The sequence below is a fragment of the Streptococcus sp. NLAE-zl-C503 genome (assembly GCF_900104285.1).
GTDB lineage: Bacteria > Bacillota > Bacilli > Lactobacillales > Streptococcaceae > Streptococcus.
Genome location: NZ_FNJT01000001.1, coordinates 53891 through 71627 on the forward strand (window position 1 = coordinate 53891; position 17737 = coordinate 71627).

At 43.0% G+C, this 17737-nt stretch carries 21 protein-coding genes; 18 read left to right on the plus strand and 3 right to left on the minus strand.

Annotated features, from left to right (window positions below; all coding sequences use genetic code 11):
- Positions 1-97 precede the first annotated feature (97 nt).
- The 5 genes from rpsO to BLS46_RS00260 all read left to right on the plus strand — a co-directional run bounded on the left by rpsO (position 98) and on the right by BLS46_RS00260 (position 4381).
- Positions 98-367 carry a 30S ribosomal protein S15 gene (rpsO, locus tag BLS46_RS00240; RefSeq protein WP_001018251.1) on the plus strand — a complete coding sequence of 90 codons (270 nt, stop codon included), beginning with the start codon at positions 98-100 and terminating at the stop codon, positions 365-367.
- Between the two features lie 504 nt (positions 368-871).
- Complete coding sequence (locus BLS46_RS00245; RefSeq protein WP_093584518.1) at positions 872-1918, plus strand: FecCD family ABC transporter permease; 1047 nt, start codon at positions 872-874, stop codon at positions 1916-1918.
- A gap of 1 nt (position 1919) precedes the next feature.
- The gene (locus BLS46_RS00250; RefSeq protein ID WP_093584519.1) at positions 1920-2675 is read left to right on the plus strand and encodes an ABC transporter ATP-binding protein; all 756 of its coding nucleotides are present in this window, start codon (positions 1920-1922) and stop codon (positions 2673-2675) included.
- 19 nt (positions 2676-2694) lie between these two features.
- The gene (locus tag BLS46_RS00255) at positions 2695-3705 is read left to right on the plus strand and encodes an ABC transporter substrate-binding protein (RefSeq protein ID WP_093584520.1); all 1011 of its coding nucleotides are present in this window, start codon (positions 2695-2697) and stop codon (positions 3703-3705) included.
- Positions 3686-4381 (plus strand): alpha/beta hydrolase-fold protein, encoded by a 696-nt coding sequence (locus tag BLS46_RS00260; protein WP_093584531.1) that lies wholly within the window; start codon positions 3686-3688, stop codon positions 4379-4381. The genes BLS46_RS00255 and BLS46_RS00260 overlap by 20 nt, the downstream gene beginning before the upstream one ends.
- Before the next feature lie 135 nt (positions 4382-4516).
- Here the strand turns inward: BLS46_RS00260 and tnpA are convergent, their stop codons facing one another.
- Complete coding sequence (gene tnpA, locus BLS46_RS00265) at positions 4517-4981, minus strand: IS200/IS605 family transposase (RefSeq protein WP_093584533.1); 465 nt, start codon at positions 4979-4981, stop codon at positions 4517-4519.
- Between the two features lie 196 nt (positions 4982-5177).
- The gene (locus tag BLS46_RS00270) at positions 5178-5927 is read right to left on the minus strand and encodes a lysophospholipid acyltransferase family protein (protein ID WP_093584534.1); all 750 of its coding nucleotides are present in this window, start codon (positions 5925-5927) and stop codon (positions 5178-5180) included.
- A gap of 132 nt (positions 5928-6059) precedes the next feature.
- Here BLS46_RS00270 and BLS46_RS00275 point away from each other — a divergent pair, with 132 nt between their 5' ends.
- The 6 genes from BLS46_RS00275 to BLS46_RS00300 all read left to right on the plus strand — a co-directional run bounded on the left by BLS46_RS00275 (position 6060) and on the right by BLS46_RS00300 (position 13167).
- Positions 6060-8396 (plus strand): cation-translocating P-type ATPase, encoded by a 2337-nt coding sequence (locus tag BLS46_RS00275; RefSeq protein WP_093585812.1) that lies wholly within the window; start codon positions 6060-6062, stop codon positions 8394-8396.
- 101 nt (positions 8397-8497) lie between these two features.
- The gene (locus BLS46_RS00280) at positions 8498-9175 is read left to right on the plus strand and encodes a tRNA (adenine(22)-N(1))-methyltransferase (RefSeq protein ID WP_093584537.1); all 678 of its coding nucleotides are present in this window, start codon (positions 8498-8500) and stop codon (positions 9173-9175) included.
- A complete protein-coding gene (locus tag BLS46_RS00285; RefSeq protein WP_093584540.1) occupies positions 9162-9959 on the plus strand; it encodes a Nif3-like dinuclear metal center hexameric protein in 798 nt (265 codons plus the stop codon). The genes BLS46_RS00280 and BLS46_RS00285 overlap by 14 nt, the downstream gene beginning before the upstream one ends.
- Positions 9960-9975: 16 nt before the next feature.
- Positions 9976-11079: an NAD(P)/FAD-dependent oxidoreductase gene (locus BLS46_RS00290; protein ID WP_180364023.1), complete on the plus strand. Its 1104-nt coding sequence runs from the start codon at positions 9976-9978 to the stop codon at positions 11077-11079.
- A 101-nt stretch (positions 11080-11180) separates the two neighbouring features.
- Positions 11181-12200 (plus strand): UDP-glucose 4-epimerase GalE, encoded by a 1020-nt coding sequence (galE, locus tag BLS46_RS00295; protein WP_093584546.1) that lies wholly within the window; start codon positions 11181-11183, stop codon positions 12198-12200.
- Position 12201: 1 nt separating this feature from the next.
- Positions 12202-13167, plus strand: a complete 966-nt coding sequence (locus tag BLS46_RS00300; protein WP_093584549.1) for a glycosyltransferase family 2 protein — start codon at positions 12202-12204, stop codon at positions 13165-13167.
- Positions 13168-13249: 82 nt separating this feature from the next.
- Here BLS46_RS00300 and BLS46_RS00305 read toward each other — a convergent pair whose 3' ends face one another.
- The gene (locus BLS46_RS00305) at positions 13250-13453 is read right to left on the minus strand and encodes a ferredoxin (protein ID WP_180364024.1); all 204 of its coding nucleotides are present in this window, start codon (positions 13451-13453) and stop codon (positions 13250-13252) included.
- 45 nt (positions 13454-13498) lie between these two features.
- Between BLS46_RS00305 and BLS46_RS00310 the strand changes: the two genes are divergently transcribed.
- The 7 genes from BLS46_RS00310 to BLS46_RS00340 all read left to right on the plus strand — a co-directional run bounded on the left by BLS46_RS00310 (position 13499) and on the right by BLS46_RS00340 (position 17720).
- Positions 13499-13993: an SAG1386/EF1546 family surface-associated protein gene (locus BLS46_RS00310; RefSeq protein ID WP_093584555.1), complete on the plus strand. Its 495-nt coding sequence runs from the start codon at positions 13499-13501 to the stop codon at positions 13991-13993.
- Between the two features lie 9 nt (positions 13994-14002).
- Positions 14003-14680 (plus strand): (d)CMP kinase, encoded by a 678-nt coding sequence (cmk, locus tag BLS46_RS00315; protein WP_038805527.1) that lies wholly within the window; start codon positions 14003-14005, stop codon positions 14678-14680.
- A 114-nt stretch (positions 14681-14794) separates the two neighbouring features.
- Positions 14795-15301, plus strand: a complete 507-nt coding sequence (locus BLS46_RS00320) for a dihydrofolate reductase (protein ID WP_093584558.1) — start codon at positions 14795-14797, stop codon at positions 15299-15301.
- Positions 15301-15471: a hypothetical protein gene (locus tag BLS46_RS00325; protein WP_093584562.1), complete on the plus strand. Its 171-nt coding sequence runs from the start codon at positions 15301-15303 to the stop codon at positions 15469-15471. The genes BLS46_RS00320 and BLS46_RS00325 overlap by 1 nt, the downstream gene beginning before the upstream one ends.
- A 31-nt stretch (positions 15472-15502) precedes the next feature.
- On the plus strand, positions 15503-16735 hold the full coding sequence (clpX, locus tag BLS46_RS00330) for an ATP-dependent Clp protease ATP-binding subunit ClpX (protein ID WP_002874765.1): 1233 nt from the start codon (positions 15503-15505) through the stop codon (positions 16733-16735).
- Positions 16736-16743: 8 nt separating this feature from the next.
- Positions 16744-17331, plus strand: coding sequence for a ribosome biogenesis GTP-binding protein YihA/YsxC (gene yihA, locus BLS46_RS00335; RefSeq protein WP_093584565.1), 588 nt, complete (start codon positions 16744-16746; stop codon positions 17329-17331).
- An 8-nt stretch (positions 17332-17339) separates the two neighbouring features.
- Complete coding sequence (locus tag BLS46_RS00340; RefSeq protein WP_001140420.1) at positions 17340-17720, plus strand: RidA family protein; 381 nt, start codon at positions 17340-17342, stop codon at positions 17718-17720.
- Positions 17721-17737 lie beyond the last annotated feature (17 nt).

Consider the following 17737-nt stretch of genomic DNA (forward strand, 5'->3'; position numbering starts at 1 on the left):
GTAGAATAAGAACTGTCGTAAAGACAAATAACTTCTTCTTGGTTACAGGCATGCCAACCTGTCACTCGGATGAAGCCAAATAAAAAGGAGAAACATCATGGCAATCTCAAAAGAGAAAAAAAATGAAATCATCGCACAATATGCACGTCACGAAGGTGATACAGGTTCAGTAGAGGTTCAAGTTGCTGTCCTTACTTGGGAAATCAACCACCTTAACGAACACATCAAACAACACAAAAAAGACCACGCTACTTACCGTGGATTGATGAAGAAAATCGGTCGCCGTCGTAACTTGCTTGCATACTTGCGTAAAAATGACGTTAACCGTTACCGTGAGTTAATCAACTCTCTAGGACTTCGTCGTTAATCATGATGCTAAGGGCGTTAAAAAACCGTATGAAAATAGGGAAACGACGCAGTGTTCGATGAACACAAGGAGTTTCATCTTTTTCACTAGGATTTTAGCCCGAGCTCAAATCAGCTCTCTGATCTCAGAGGGCTTTTTTGTTTTATCAATTTACTTAGTCCGTGTTCAATTAAGTATATCTTGATAATGAAGCTACTCCATTGGGTAGCTTTTTTGTATGGATTTTATCCCAATCTCAAATCAGCTCTCGGACTTTAGAGGTATTTTTATGTTGTCACCTTACCCCGATATACTCAAGTATAATCTTCGGTTACGGTTCCTAGCACTGTAAGGTAAAATAAACCAGAATGATCTCCCTTCGGGGAGATTTTTTGTTTCACTAAAATTTTTGTACAATCTTCGGCTTGTCTATATATGTCTCTATCCTTGTTCATCTAATAGAAATATGGTATACTTTTTATGAGAATTTTCTAAATTTTTAAGATTCTATCAAAGGAGGTTTGCATGCTTTCCAAATTTTCTGGAAGCCGACGGGACCTGCAATTTGTGTTACTTTTAGGTATTTTGCTAGTTGTTTTAGGTATTTCCCTCTTTCTAGCAGTTTCTATGGGATCCGTTTCGATTGATCTAGGAGATACCTATCGGATCATTTTGAGCAGATTGGGATTTCCTCTTGAGATAGGAGAGGTTTCCAAGTCTACTCTTGCCATTGTATGGAACATGAGATTCCCCCGAGTATTGTTAGGCTTGATAGTAGGGGCAGGTCTTTCTATGTGTGGCAGCGTGATGCAGTCTACAGTGAACAATCCCATCGCAGAGCCTTATGTCTTAGGCATCTCTGCGGGCGCAACTTTAGGGGCAACCTTGAGCATCATTCTTGGTTTGAAAGTGATGATTAGCCTTGGAGCTTTTTTAGGAGCTATTTTGGCAACAGTCGCTGTCCTCATCATTGCCTCTATGCAGGGAAGGATGACGACTTCTAGCCTGATCTTATCAGGAACGGTGGTCAATGCTCTTTTTCTAGCATTTTCCAACTTTATTATCTCTGTTGGCGCTAATGCTGACAGTGTGATGACCATTAAGTTTTGGACCATGGGCTCGCTTGCTGGGACTACCTGGTCTGACTTAGTCCTGCCAACTATAGTAGTAGGAATGGCCTTTCTATTTTTCTCTACTCAGTATCGTGTTTTTAATGCGATGATGATGGGAGATGAGGCTGCTTTAACTTTGGGGATTCCCTTACGCTTTTATTGGTATCTTTATGTGACCATGGTAGCTGTGCTGACAGCAGTCTTGGTGGCAACCTGTGGAATTATTGGATTTGTTGGTCTGATTACTCCTCACTTAGCTCGAGGGTTAGTAGGAACGAATTACAGGAGACTTTTTCCCGTTGCGACCTTACTGGGCGCCCTCTTTGTCGTCTGGGCAGATGTACTTTCTCGTGTCATCATTCCAAATGCTGAGATGCCGATTGGTATTTTCACAGCCTTAGTAGGTGCTCCCTTCTTTATCTACATTGTTGGAGGTAGGCGAAGGGAGGTGAGGGCCTGATATGGACTTGATTTGTCAGGATGTCCACTTTGGACTAGGAGAGAAAAAAATCCTCAAAGGAGTTTCTCTTAAGGTTGAGGGGCATCAATTTTATACGATACTTGGGCCAAATGGAAGTGGGAAAACCAGCCTGCTTAAACTCCTCTATCGTCAGGAAAAGGCGGACAAAGGCTTGATAAGCTTAGATGGAAAGCCGCTGGAGCATTGGTCACTCAAAGAAACAGCCAAGCAGATGGCAGTTGTAACCCAGTTTAATCAATTGCAGTTTGATTGTACAGTTGAGGAAATCGTCTTGCTGGGAAGAACTCCCCACCTCTATTTTTTACAGAAGGAAAAGGAAAGAGATTATGTCCTCGTTCAAGATGCTCTCGTCAAGGTAGATATGCTCGAGAAGAAAACTCGTCTCTATTCTTCTCTGTCAGGAGGAGAGAAACAGCGAGTCTTGTTAGCACGTGCCTTGGCGCAAGAACCGACTCTCTTGCTCCTGGACGAGCCAACCAATCACCTGGATATCAAGTACCAGCTAGACTTGTTGGCCATTGTGAAGAATCTCAAGGTCAATGTTCTAGCTGTCCTGCATGATATTCAACTTGCTTGTCGCTATTCGGATTATCTCTATCTGATGAAAGAGGGGGAAATCCTTTACCAAGGGACTCCAAAGGAGACCATCACCCCTGAGTCATTGCAAACTGTATACGGAGTTCAAAGTCAGGTTACTTGGACCGAGGATCAGCAAGCCATGATTCACTATTTATAAAAAGGAAAAGGAAAACAAGATGAAAAAAACACTAAGCATTTTACTCGTAACAGTAGCTACCTTATCCATGGCAGCTTGTGGCAATACTACTACAGAAAAAGCAACCACACAATCTAGCACGGAAACAAGTCAAAAGGCGAGCACAGAGACGACTTATCCACTCACGGTCAAGACATATGATGCTAAGGGAAACGAAGTCGAACAAGTCTTTGACAAGGCACCTGAAAAGGTTATCACCAACAATCTGTCAACCACTGAAATCTTATTGGAGCTAGGCTTGAAGGATAAAATTTCTGGCATGCTTAACCCTGATAATGCTGTGACGGACAAATACAAGGACGCGATTGCGACGATTCCTCAAATTGGAGATAAAAAAACAGTCTCACAAGAAACAGTCCTTTCTTATGAGCCAGACGCTGTGATGGGTCGAAACATGATGTTTTCTGAAAAATCCTTGGGAACAGTCAGCACTTGGAATGAAAACAAAATCCCCGTCTATACGCAAAAAGCTTCTCTCTCAACGATTCAGCAAGATTTGGGAAATATTGTAGAAGACGTTAAAAATCTTGGAATGATTTTTAATGTGCAGGACAAGGCCAATGAATATGCAGCTCAATTACAAGCTAAAATTGATGCTGTTAAGAAAGCAAACCCAGCAAGCCAAGGTGAAAAGAAAAAGGCTTTGATTATGGTTGCTTATAATGAAGAAACCTTTGGTGCATACAAGTCTGCTTTGCAAGAAAGCTTGTTGAATCAACTTGGTTATACCAACGTCGCAACGGGAACATCAGGCTTGACCTTGGAAAATCTCGTGTCAATGGATCCTGAGTTGATTATCTATGTAACCAGCGACCGCAATAAAAAATTGGATGCCAACGCAGTAGAGTTGATGAAGAAAAATGCTGTTTTGGAAAATGTTCCTGCTATTAAGAATCAAAAAATCATGACTATCTCTTACGATGAGTTGATGGACTATGGTCCAGCAGTGATTGATTCCCTTGAGAAAATTAATGACTTTATCAATAAATAATGAGTTTGATTGGGAAGGGATCCAAGTTAAGGTCAGCCTTCCTTCGATCTATGATCCCAATCAAACCTATCCAGCGATTCTCTTGAATGATGGAGACTTGGATTTCCTATCTTCCCTTTCTGAATCTGTGATTTTAGTTGGTTTGACCTCTAAAAATCGCCTAGATGACTACACTCCCTGGAAGGCATCTGCTTTAAGGGATGGAGCTCCAGATTTTGGCGGTCAGGCAAATGCCTATCATGGTCATTTATTTGGAGGTCTTTTAGACAAGTTGCGATCTCTTTATCATCTGGACGAAGATCGTCTTGCCTATGGAGGTTACTCACTAGGTGGTTTGGCGGCTGTATACAGTCTTTTCCATTTTGACAAGTTCTCCTGTATCTTCTCTATCTGTGGTTCCTTTTGGTATCCTGATTTTGTGGCTTACTGCAAGGAACAAAAGTTGAAGAATCTGGACTGCTTGCTGTATATACTAAATGGTCAAACAGAAGGAGCCCATCATACCAATCGCTTGGCCCAAGCACCAGTCTATGCTGAGCGGATTCATACCAGTCTTCAGAAGCGCTATCCGACTGGTCAGTTTGTTTTTGATCCTTATGTGCATCATGAACAAGTGGCTGAGCGATTTGTGGCTTTTTCTAACTGGTTGGCAAAGAAATGGGAGATTGAATCATAACCACCCGTCTAACGGGTGGTTTGTACTAGGGCTATAAGCCCAAATTACCAGCCAGCGCCTAAAGACGCTGGCTTTCACGTTGTTCAAGCCTCATTGCTCTTGACTCGTCACTTGCCTCTTAAAGAGGCTTTAGTATTACTTACCACTATCCCTAAAGGGATCCTCATATTCTTTTATACTCAATTTATCTAGTGCTATATCATGCTTTTCCTGATTTTGAATATATTTCCTAATTGTGGCTTCATTGAGCCCTACTGTACTCATATAATAGCCTTCTGCCCAGAAATGCCGATTCCCAAACTTATACTTGAGGTTGGCGTGTTTGTCAAACATCATAAGTGCACTTTTACCTTTTAAATAACCCATGAAACTTGAAACACTTATCCTCGGTGGAATACTGACTAACATATGTACATGATCAGGCATTAAGTGTCCTTCGATAATCTCAACACCTTTATAACTACATAATCGGTGGAATATTTCTCCCAAACTGTTTCGATATTGATTATAGATAACTTTTCGTCTATACTTAGGGGTGAACACAACGTGATATTTACACATCCACTTTGTGTGTGATAAACTATGTGCCTTTTGTGCCATATTTTTCTCCTTTCGCTTTACAATTGGCTTGAACACCTTTATTGTATCGCGTTTGGAGTTTTTTTGGTATAACTTTCGACGCGCACCCGCATAGCGGGTGGTTTATTTGTCTCGCACCTTACGGAGCGAGACGGACTAATAGTCACATAAATAAAAGAATTATCCCTTGGCAAAAACCAAGGGATAATTGTATTTTTTAACCAAGAGCTTCTCTCTTCTTATCTGGATTCCAGATAAAGCTTGCGACGAAAGTAAAGATAATCGTTAGGATACCAACAATCACAGCAAGAATGAGGGCAGGGATGCGGACAAACCACCATAGTGGGTTTGGTTTTTTATCGTTGTGCCATTGTTTGGTTTCTTCATCCAAACGCTGGAATTCTGCTTGGATACGATCTGCAACCATTTCGATTCCTTCATCATTCATTTTCTTGATGTCTGAGATATCGATTGGATTTCCAAAGTTCATATCGACACGTTCGCGGCTGACTAAGCCTTTCAAGGTCATGGGACCTGTGTAGGTGACAGGCATGATACGGACCTTAGCCATTTTGGCAATCAAGGCTACGCCCCCCTTGACATCGTTTGAGTGACGGCTTCCACTTGGAAACATAATGAGAGAACGGTCGCTTTTTTTGAGGACATTGATAGGGTACTTGATGGCAGAAGCACTAGGATTTTCCCGGTCGATAGGAAAGGCGCCACACATACGGATCCACCAGCCAAAGATACGGTTGTTAAAAAGCTCTTTTTTTGCCATAAAGATGAACTGTTTTGGCTTGGTCGCAAAAGCCATGTATACTGGATCCCACCAGGTACGATGAGGAGCGACGAGGATATAGTTTTCATCTTGGCTAGGGATTTTATCAGTATTGTGATAGTGGGCATTGCCATTGATGGACCACAAGATCAGCATGACTAGTCCACGCAAATAAGTATAAAACATGAGATCTCCTTCGATTGTATTGCTTTTATTATTATACCTTATCAAAAGACTACTGGCAAACTTTTTCAGTTATCAGCCAACAGTTTTAGATGGGATTAGAATTCTGCTAGAAAAAATGATATGATAGAATTTATGGATAAAAATAAGATAATGGGATTAACCCAAAGAGAAGTCGAGGAAAGACAGGCTCAAGGTTTGGTCAATGACTTTACCGCATCAGCCAGTACCAGTACTTGGCAAATCATCAAACGAAATGTTTTTACACTTTTTAACGCTTTAAACTTTGCCATTGCTTTGGCACTAGCCTTTGTGCAGGCTTGGAGCAATTTGGTCTTCTTTGCTGTTATCTGCTTTAACGCTTTTTCTGGGATTGTGACCGAGCTACGGGCTAAACACATGGTGGACAAGCTCAATCTCATGACCAAGGAAAAGGTCAAAACCATCCGTGATGGTCAGGAAATTGCCATCAATCCAGAAGAATTGGTTCTAGGAGATGTCATTCGTTTGTCTGCGGGAGAACAGATTCCTAGTGATGCGCGGGTTTTAGAAGGATTTGCGGAAGTCAATGAAGCCATGTTGACGGGTGAGAGTGATTTGGTGCAAAAAGAAGTGGATGCCTTGCTTTTGTCTGGGAGTTTCCTAGCCAGTGGGTCAGTTTTGGCTAAAGTTCACCATGTTGGAGCAGACAACTATGCTGCTAAGCTCATGCTGGAAGCTAAGACAGTGAAACCCATCAACTCTCGTATCATGAAATCACTGGACAAGCTAGCAGGTTTTACTGGGAAGATTATCATTCCTTTTGGTCTGGCTCTCTTGCTAGAAGCCTTGATTTTAAAAGGCTTGCCTCTCAAGTCATCTGTTGTAAATTCGTCAACAGCCCTTTTGGGTATGTTGCCCAAGGGAATCGCCCTTTTGACCATCACTTCGCTCTTGACTGCGGTGATCAAGCTGGGCTTGAAAAAGGTCTTGGTGCAGGAGATGTACTCTGTCGAAACCTTGGCGCGTGTGGATATGCTCTGTCTGGACAAGACGGGCACTATCACCCAAGGAAAGATGCAGGTGGAGGCTGTTCTTCCGCTGACGGAAACTTATAGTGATGAGGCTATTACTAGCATTCTGACCAGTTATATGGCCCATAGTGAGGATAAAAATCCTACAGCTCAAGCCATTCGCCAGCGTTTCCAAGGAGAAGTTGCTTATCCTATGCTTTCCAATCTGCCTTTCTCTAGCGACCGCAAGTGGGGAGCTATGGAGTTAGAAGGTTTGGGAACTGTTTTCTTAGGTGCACCTGAGATGTTGCTGGAAAATGAAGTCCCTGAAGCTAGAGAGGCCTTGGAGCGAGGTTCTCGTGTCTTGGTCTTGGCTCTCAGTCAGGAAAAACTAGACCACCACAAGCCACAAAAACCATCTGATATTCAGGCTCTGGCCTTGCTGGAGATTTTGGACCCCATTCGAGAAGGAGCAGCTGAGACACTAGACTACCTCCGTTCTCAGGAAGTGGGACTCAAGATTATCTCTGGGGACAATCCAGTCACTGTATCCAGCATTGCCCAGAAAGCTGGATTTGCAGACTATCAAAGCTATGTAGATTGCTCAAAAATCACGGATGAGGAATTGATTGCTATAGCTGAGGAGACTGCGATTTTCGGACGTGTTTCTCCTCATCAAAAGAAACTACTGATCCAAACGCTGAAAAAAGCAGGGCATACAACGGCTATGACGGGGGACGGAGTCAATGATATTCTGGCCCTTCGTGAAGCAGACTGTTCCATCGTGATGGCTGAGGGAGATCCGGCAACACGTCAGATTGCCAATTTGGTTCTCTTGAACTCAGACTTTAATGATGTTCCTGAGATTCTCTTTGAAGGCCGGCGTGTGGTCAATAACATCGCCCATATCGCACCGATTTTCTTGATTAAAACCATCTATTCCTTCCTGTTAGCAGTTATCTGTATCACCAGTGTTCTTCTGGGACGGTCTGAATGGATCTTGATTTTCCCTTTCATTCCGATCCAGATTACCATGATTGACCAGTTCGTGGAAGGTTTCCCACCATTTGTTCTAACTTTTGAGCGAAATATCAAACCTGTTGAGCCAAACTTCCTCAGAAGATCCATGCTTCGTGCCCTACCAAGTGCACTTATGGTTGTGTTCAGCGTTCTCTTTGTGAAAATATTTGGAGCGAGTCAAGGTTGGTCTGAGTTAGAAATCTCAACTCTCCTCTATTATCTCCTTGGGTCTATCGGTTTCTTATCCGTATTTAGAGCCTGCATGCCATTTACCCTCTGGCGTGTCCTCTTGATTGTTTGGTCAGTAGGAGGCTTCCTGGCTACAGCTCTTTTCCCAAGAATCCAGAAACTGCTTGAAATTTCGACACTTACAGTACAAACATTCCCTGTTTACCTTGTCATGATGGCTGTCTTTACTGTGATATTTATCTTAACCAGTCGTTATCAAGCTAGAAAATAAAGAAAGACTGCAATCTGTGGATTGCGGTCTTTTTAGGTGTAAGATTGCTAGCTGAAATGTGGTATAATAAGAAGTAATAGAGTTTTGGAAAGCGAGAGAAGATGATTTCAAAGAGATTAGAATTGGTTGCTTCCTTTGTGCCACAAGGGGCCGTTTTACTAGATGTGGGGAGTGACCATGCTTATCTGCCGATCGACTTGGTCGAAAGAGGACAGATCAGAAACGCTATTGCAGGTGAGGTGGTGGAAGGTCCCTATCAGTCAGCGGTTAAAAATGTTGAGGCTCACGGTCTAAAGGAGAAAATCCAAGTTCGTTTAGCCAATGGCTTGGCAGCTTTTGAAGAGGCAGACCAGGTATCGGTTATCACCATTGCAGGTATGGGAGGGCGATTGATTGCTACGATCTTGGAGGAAGGGTTGGACAAGTTGGCTAGTGTCCAACGATTAATCCTACAGCCTAATAATCGTGAAGACGACTTGCGTATCTGGTTGCAAGACCACGGTTTTCATATTGTAGCAGAAAGCATTCTAGAAGAAGCTGGTAAGTTTTATGAGATCTTGGTGGTGGAAGCAGGACAAATGAAGCTATCAGCAAGTGATGTCCGTTTTGGCCCTTTCTTGTCCAAAGAAGTCAGCCCAATCTTTGTCCAAAAATGGCAAAAAGAAGCTGTTAAGCTAGAGTTCGCCCTCGGACAAATCCCAGAAAAAAATCTGGAGGAACGTCAAGTTCTAGCTCATAAAATTCAAGCCATCAAGGAGGCACTCCATGCTAGCAAGTGAAGTAATACAAGCTTATGAAGCCTTTTGCCCTCAGGAATTTTCTATGGAGGGAGACAGTCGTGGCCTGCAAATTGGAACTTTGGACAAGGATATCCAAAGTGTCATGGTTTCTCTGGATATTCGTGAAGAAACGGTGGCGGAGGCCATTGAAAAGGGTGTAGATTTAATTATCGTCAAGCACGCTCCTATCTTTCGTCCGATCAAGGACTTGGTTGCTAGCCGTCCGCAAAATCAGATTTACATTGATTTGATTAAGCATGACATTGCAGTTTATGTCAGCCATACCAATATTGACATCGTTGAAAATGGCCTCAATGACTGGTTTTGCCAGATGCTAGGCATTGAGGAGACGACCTATCTTCAGGAAACAGGCCCAGAACGTGGGATTGGTCGGATTGGAAATATTCAAACTCAGACATTTGGGGAATTGGCCCAGCATGTCAAGCAAGTCTTTGGTCTGGATAGTCTTCGAATGGTGCATTATCAAGAGAGCGATTTGCAGAAGCCTATTTCAAGAGTGGCCATCTGTGGTGGTAGCGGTCAATCTTTCTATAAGGATGCTTTGACAAAGGGGGCAGATGTCTATATCACTGGGGATATCTACTACCATACTGCCCAAGACATGCTGTCTGATGGCTTGTTGGCGCTGGACCCGGGCCACTATATCGAAATCCTTTTTGTCGAAAAAATCGCTGCGCTCCTTACTCAATGGAAGGCAGAAAAGGGATGGGGCATTGATATTGTGTCTAGTCAAGCATCGACCAATCCTTTCCACCATATCTAGTTAGAAAGTGAAAACAATGAAAAAAGTTGCCATTATTGGAGCAGGGATTGTAGGGGCAACTGCTGCCTACTACCTCTCTAAAGAAGCGGATTTAGAGATAACCGTTTTTGACCATGGACAAGGTCAGGCTACCAAGGCAGCAGCGGGAATTATCAGTCCTTGGTTCTCCAAACGCCGCAATAAAGCTTGGTACAAGATGGCGCGCTTGGGAGCTGACTTTTATGTGGATTTGTTGGCTGATTTAGAAAAGTCTGGTCAGGAAATCGATTTTTACCAGCGTTCGGGAGTTTTTCTCCTGAAAAAGGATGAATCCAAGTTGGAAGAGCTCTATGAACTAGCCCTCCAGCGCAGAGAAGATTCTCCTTTAATAGGCCAGTTAGCTATCATGGATCAAGCCTCAGCTAATGAGTTTTTCCCTGGTTTGCAGGGATTTGACCGCCTGCTTTATGCTTCTGGTGGGGCACGGGTGGATGGCCAGCTCTTAGTGACTTGTCTGCTAGAAACCAGTCAGGTCAAGCTGGTCAAAGAAAAAGTGAGTCTGACACCTTTAACATCAGGTTACCAGATTGGCGAAGATGTGTTTGATCGGGTTATTTTGGCTATGGGAGCTTGGTTGGGGGATGTTTTGGAACCTTTAGGTTATGAGGTAGATGTTCGTCCCCAAAAGGGACAACTTCGAGACTATCAGATTTATCAAGACCTAGAATCTTACCCAGTTGTCATGCCAGAAGGGGAGTGGGATTTAATTCCTTTTGCAGGTGGGAAATTGTCCCTAGGAGCTACTCATGAAAATGACATGGGATTTGACTTGACAGTGGATGAAACCTTGCTCCAACAAATGGAGGATGTGGCCTTGCCTCACTACCCAACCTTGACAGAAGCAAAATCATCAGGTGAGCGTGTAGGAATCCGCGCCTATACTAGTGATTTTTCTCCTTTCTTTGGACAGGTGCCAGGATTATCAGGTGTCTATGCAGCCAGTGGACTAGGTTCATCAGGCCTCACAACTGGTCCTATCATTGGTTACCACTTAGCTCAACTGATCCAAGATAAGGAGTTGACCTTGGATCCAGTAAATTATCCAATTGCAAACTATGTCAAACGAGTAAAAAGTGAATAAAATTTTACTGAAATTTTAGCAGGTGGTTTAGGATGGCAAATGACATTCCCTGTCAAAAATGGTAAAATAAGAAAAAATAATCTGAGAATCGAGGAAAAAAGATGCAAGAAAAGATTTTGGTAACTGGTGGTGCCGGATTTATCGGAACTCACACTGTTATTGAATTGATCCAAGCAGGTCATCAAGTTGTTGTGGTGGATAATCTTGTCAACAGCAACCGTAAAAGTTTAGAAGTTGTTGAAAAAATTACAGGAGTTGAGATTCCTTTCTATGAGGCAGATATCCGTGACACAGATACCCTAAGAGATATTTTCAAGCAGGAAGAGCCGACTGGTGTCATTCATTTTGCTGGTTTGAAGGCTGTTGGCGAATCAACTCGTATCCCTCTTGCCTACTATGACAACAATATCGCAGGAACTGTCAGCCTTCTAAAAGCCATGGAAGAAAATAACTGTAAGAACATCATCTTCAGTTCTTCGGCGACAGTTTACGGAGATCCTCATACAGTTCCGATCTTGGAAGATTTCCCACTTTCAGTGACCAATCCATACGGTCGTACTAAGCTCATGTTAGAGGAAATTTTGACGGATATCTACAAAGCAGACTCAGAATGGAATGTGGTCTTGCTTCGTTACTTTAACCCAATCGGTGCTCATGAAAGTGGAGACCTTGGAGAAAATCCAAACGGCATTCCAAACAACCTCTTACCTTATGTTTCACAAGTGGCAGTTGGCAAACTAGAGCAAGTACAAGTTTTTGGAGATGATTACGATACAGAAGATGGAACCGGGGTTCGTGACTATATCCACGTTGTAGACCTAGCCAAAGGTCACGTTGCAGCTTTGAAAAAACTCCAAAAAGGTTCAGGCCTTAATGTTTATAACCTTGGAACTGGTAAAGGTTACTCAGTTCTTGAAATTATCCAAAACATGGAAAAAGCGGTGGGACGTCCTATTCCTTACCGCATCGTAGAACGCCGCCCAGGTGATATCGCTGCCTGCTACTCAGACCCAGCAAAAGCTAAAGCAGAACTCGGTTGGGAAGCGGAACTTGACATCACCCAAATGTGTGAAGACGCATGGCGTTGGCAAAGCAAGCATCCAAATGGATTTGAAGACTAAGATGATGATTTCAATCATTGTCCCATGTCTAAACGAAGAGGAAGTACTTCCTCTTTTTTATCAGTCTGTTGAAGCACTGCTTCCAGAATTGGGAGCAGAGATCGAGTATGTCTTTGTGGATGATGGTTCAAGCGATGGCACTTTGGAGCTTTTGAAGACCTATCGGGTACAAAATCCTGCGGTACATTATATCTCTTTCTCGAGAAATTTTGGGAAAGAAGCGGCTCTGTATGCAGGCTTGCAGCATGCGACTGGAGACCTGGTTGTCGTGATGGATGCAGACCTCCAGGATCCTCCTAGTATGTTGTTTGAAATGAAAGCCTTACTAGATCAGAATGCAGATTTAGACTGTATTGGGACACGGAGAACCAGTCGGGAGGGAGAACCCTTCTTTCGCAGTTTCTGTGCCGATCTTTTTTATCGCCTCATGCAAAAAATTAACCCAGTAGCTCTCCCCTCAGGCGTCCGTGATTTTCGGATGATGAGAAGGCCTGTGGTAGATGCTATTTTAACCCTGACCGAGTCCAATCGTTTTTCTAAGGGGCTCTTTGCCTGGGTTGGTTTTCGAACGCACTATCTGGACTATCCAAATGTCGAAAGACAGGCTGGCAAGACCAGTTGGAGTTTTAGGCAACTCTTTTTTTACTCGATTGAAGGGATTCTCAACTTTTCAGATTTTCCCTTGAGTATAGCCTTTGTAGCGGGACTCCTATCTTGTTTTATTTCTTTTATGATGACTGTTTTTGTGGTTTTTCGGACCCTTATCTTAGGGAATCCGACATCTGGCTGGACCTCACTGATGGCTGTCATTCTCTTCCTTGGAGGGATTCAACTCCTGACTATTGGGATTCTCGGTAAGTATATCAGCAAGATTTATCTAGAGACCAAAAAAAGACCACTCTATCTCGTCAAAGAAAAAAGTGATCTTTCTATTTTCGAAGGGAAAAATAACCAGAAAAGACTATAATTTTACCTAGAAATATGCTAAACTAGTAGATGAAGGGATTAAAGTGATAAAAAGAATCTACAATATCAATCTCCCTTTTAAACTATGACGGATCTTTTAGAAGTGCACGTGTAGGACAATTTTTGATGGCCTCCAGAACATCGCTGGTCTCAGCGATTTCTCTTTGCAATTCAACTGGATCATCGTAAAAGCGAACGATTCCATTATCATGGTAATCAAAGAGTTCAGAATAGGTCTGGCAAAGCCCGCAGGCGATGCACCGTTCGAGTATAAGTGTGACTTTCATATTTATATTGTAATAAGAAAATGCAAAAAAAACAAGGAGTAAGGTATGGAAAAAGAACCGTGGCAAGAAGATATTTATGAAAACAATGAGGAAGAATCAAGAACAGATCGTCGTCGCCGTAAACAAAAAGGGAAAGGCGTTGTTGCCAATCGTGTCTTAACCATTCTAGCTAGCCTCTTCTTTGTAATCGTTGTAGCGATGGTAGTTGTATTGATTTACCTTTCTACTGGAGGAAGTAACCGCACAGCTGCCTTGAAGGACTTTTATGATTCTTCAGCTCCATCGTCAACCTCTAAAGTGGAAGCGTCTTCTTCCACTACTAGTAAAGCTCAAGAAACGAAAGAATCAACTCCTTCAGAAAGTAGTTCTGAAGAACACACAGATGGGGAAGGAACGCTTACTGTGCAACCTGGAGAAGGAGAAGCAGCTCTCGCTCAGCGTGCAGGGATTTCCATTGCCCAACTAGAAGCTCTAAATCCTTCTCATATGTCATCAGGAACTTGGTTTGCCAACCCAGGTGATGTCATCAAGACTAGATAGGAGTCGGAAATGAAGACAATTCAAATTGCTATTGATGGTCCTGCTTCCAGTGGTAAGAGTACGGTCGCAAAGATTGTTGCCAAGGATTTTGGCTACACTTATCTTGATACGGGTGCTATGTACCGTGCTGCGACTTATATAGCTCTCAAACACCAGTTGGATGCAGGAAATGTAGACCAACTTCTTGAGCTTCTTAACCAACACCCTATTAGTTTTGGACGTTCGGAGGCAGGCGAACAACTTGTTTTTGTAGGGGATGTTGATATTACTCATCCGATTCGTGAAAATGAAGTGACCAACAAGGTTTCAAGCATTGCTGCCATTCCTGAAGTACGTGAGAAACTGGTTTCTCTCCAACAGGAGATTGCCCAGCAAGGTGGTATCGTCATGGATGGGCGTGATATCGGGACAGTTGTTTTACCACAAGCTGAACTCAAGATTTTCCTAGTGGCTTCTGTTGAAGAAAGAGCAGAACGTCGTTACAAGGAAAATATTGCTAAAGGGATTGAGACTGACTTGGAAACGCTGAAAGAAGAGATTGCGGCACGTGATTACAAAGATAGTCATCGCGAAACATCTCCTCTCAAACAAGCGGAGGATGCAGTTTACCTTGACACAACTGGATTAAGTATCCAAGAAGTGGTCGAAAAAATTAAATCAGAAGCAAAAAAACGCATGTCCGAGTGACAGGTGAAGCAGGCTAAGGCTAGCCTGCTTCTTTTCTCTCTTTGGGAGCATTTGAAAACAGTCTTTTTGGGAGATTTTTGATAAAATAGTAGTATCAATGAAAAGGATGGAAGCATGACAAAGAAAATCGTAGCCATTTGGGCCCAAGATGAAAAAGGTGTGATTGGCAAAGAAGACCGTCTTCCTTGGCATTTGCCAGCAGAATTACAACATTTTAAGGAAACAACTTTGAACCACGCCATCTTGATGGGACGAGTGACTTTTGATGGAATGGGGCGTCGTCTGCTTCCCAAACGCCAAACCTTGATTTTGACACGAAACAGTGACGAAGTCGTGGATGGAGCGCTTGTGTTTCAAGATGTGGAGTCTGTTTTAGCGTGGTATCAGAGTCAGGAAAAAAATCTCTATATCATTGGTGGGAAACAGATTTTTCAGGCTTTTGAGCCCTATCTAGATGAAATCATCGTGACACAGATTCATGCTCAGGTGGAGGGAGACACCTATTTCCCTGAGGATTTTGACTTGTCTCTTTTTGAGACAGTTGCTAGCAAATCTTACACCCGAGATGAGAAAAACGACTATGATTTCACCATCCAATACCGAAAGAGAAAGGAAGTCTAATGGAGCGCAGTATATTTGGATTTTTTACAGCACTCTTGTGTGTAATCTGTATCTTGGCGGGAGCACAGGCTTTTCGTAAGAAGCGCTATGGACTGTCTGCCTTACTCTGGTTGAATGCTTTTACCAATCTGGTGAACAGTGTCCATGCTTTTTATATGACCTTATTTTAGATAGAATGAAAATATAGAACGGAAGGAAATCATGCCTACAAATAGGAAAAATGATATGATGGTTTATTGCTCATTTTGTGGCAAAAGCCAAGAAGAAGTAAAGAAAATAATCGCTGGGAACAACGCCTTTATCTGTAATGAATGTGTGGAGTTGGCCCAGGAAATCATTCGGGAGGAGTTGGCCGAGGAAGTCTTGGCAGACTTGTCTGAAGTACCAAAACCAATTGAACTCCTCAACATCTTGAACCACTACGTGATCGGTCAGGATCGTGCCAAACGTGCCTTGGCAGTGGCTGTATACAATCACTATAAACGCATCAATTTTCACGATACGCGTGAAGAGTCAGAAGATGTGGATTTGCAGAAGTCAAACATCTTGATGATTGGTCCAACTGGTTCAGGGAAAACTTTCTTGGCTCAGACTTTGGCTAAGAGCTTGAACGTACCTTTTGCTATCGCAGATGCGACAGCTCTGACTGAGGCCGGTTATGTGGGTGAGGACGTGGAAAACATCCTCCTCAAACTCTTGCAGGCTGCTGACTTTAACATCGAACGTGCAGAGCGTGGGATTATCTACGTGGATGAAATTGACAAGATTGCCAAGAAGAGCGAGAATGTGTCTATCACACGTGACGTTTCGGGTGAAGGAGTGCAACAAGCTCTTCTCAAGATTATCGAGGGGACTGTAGCCAGCGTACCTCCTCAGGGTGGACGCAAACATCCACAACAAGAGATGATTCAGGTGGATACCAAGAATATCCTCTTCATCGTGGGTGGTGCTTTTGACGGCATCGAAGAAATCGTTAAACAACGTTTGGGTGAAAAAGTTATTGGTTTCGGCCAAAATAATAAAGCGATTGATGAAAACAGCTCCTACATGCAAGAAATCATCGCAGAAGACATTCAAAAATTCGGTATTATTCCAGAGTTGATTGGACGCTTGCCTGTTTTTGCAGCTCTTGAGCAATTGACGGTCGATGACTTGGTTCGCATCTTGAAAGAACCAAGAAATGCTTTGGTGAAACAATACCAAACCTTGCTTTCTTATGATGACGTTGAGTTGGAATTTGACGATGAAGCCCTTCAAGAAATCGCCAATAAGGCTATCGAACGCAAGACAGGGGCGCGTGGTCTTCGATCAATCATCGAAGAAACCATGCTAGACGTTATGTTTGAAGTACCGAGTCAAGAAAATGTGAAACTGGTCCGCATCACCAAAGAAGCTGTCGATGGAACGGAAAAACCAATCCTAGAAACAGCCTAGAGGTGACTATGGAAATCAATACACACAATGCTGAAATCTTGCTCAGTGCTGCAAACAAGTCCCACTATCCGCAGGATGGACTGCCAGAGATTGCCCTTGCAGGGCGGTCAAATGTTGGGAAGTCCAGCTTTATCAACACCATGCTCAACCGCAAGAATCTTGCCCGTACCTCTGGAAAACCTGGGAAAACCCAGCTTCTTAACTTTTTTAACATCGATGACAAGATGCGCTTTGTGGATGTTCCTGGGTATGGCTACGCTCGCGTTTCCAAAAAGGAACGAGAAAAGTGGGGTCGCATGATTGAGGAGTACCTAACAACTCGGGAAAATCTCCGTGCAGTGGTCAGTCTGGTTGACCTCCGTCACGACCCATCAGCAGATGATGTGCAGATGTACGAATTTCTCAAGTATTATGAGATTCCGGTTATCATCGTTGCGACCAAAGCGGACAAGATTCCTCGTGGTAAGTGGAACAAGCACGAATCTGCAATCAAAAAGAAATTAAACTTTGATCCAAGTGACGACTTCATCCTCTTTTCATCTATCAGCAAGGCAGGGATGAATGAAGCTTGGGATGCTATTTTAGAAAAATTATGAGGGAAATAATGGCAAAAACTATTCACACAGACAAGGCTCCAAAGGCAATCGGACCCTATGTTCAAGGGAAAATCGTTGGCAATCTTTTATTTGCTAGTGGGCAAGTTCCTCTTTCTCCTGAAACTGGGGAGATTGTAGGAGAGACCATCCAAGAACAGACAGAACAAGTCTTGAAAAATATCGGTGCCATTTTGGCAGAAGCAGGAACGGACTTTGATCACGTTGTCAAAACAACTTGCTTTTTGAGCGATATGAACGACTTTGTTCCTTTTAACGAGGTTTACCAGACTGCCTTTAAAGAGGAATTTCCAGCTCGTTCAGCTGTAGAGGTTGCACGTCTTCCTCGTGATGTAAAAGTCGAAATTGAAGTGATCGCAGAGATTGGATAAGCTAGTTGAAGTTTGGC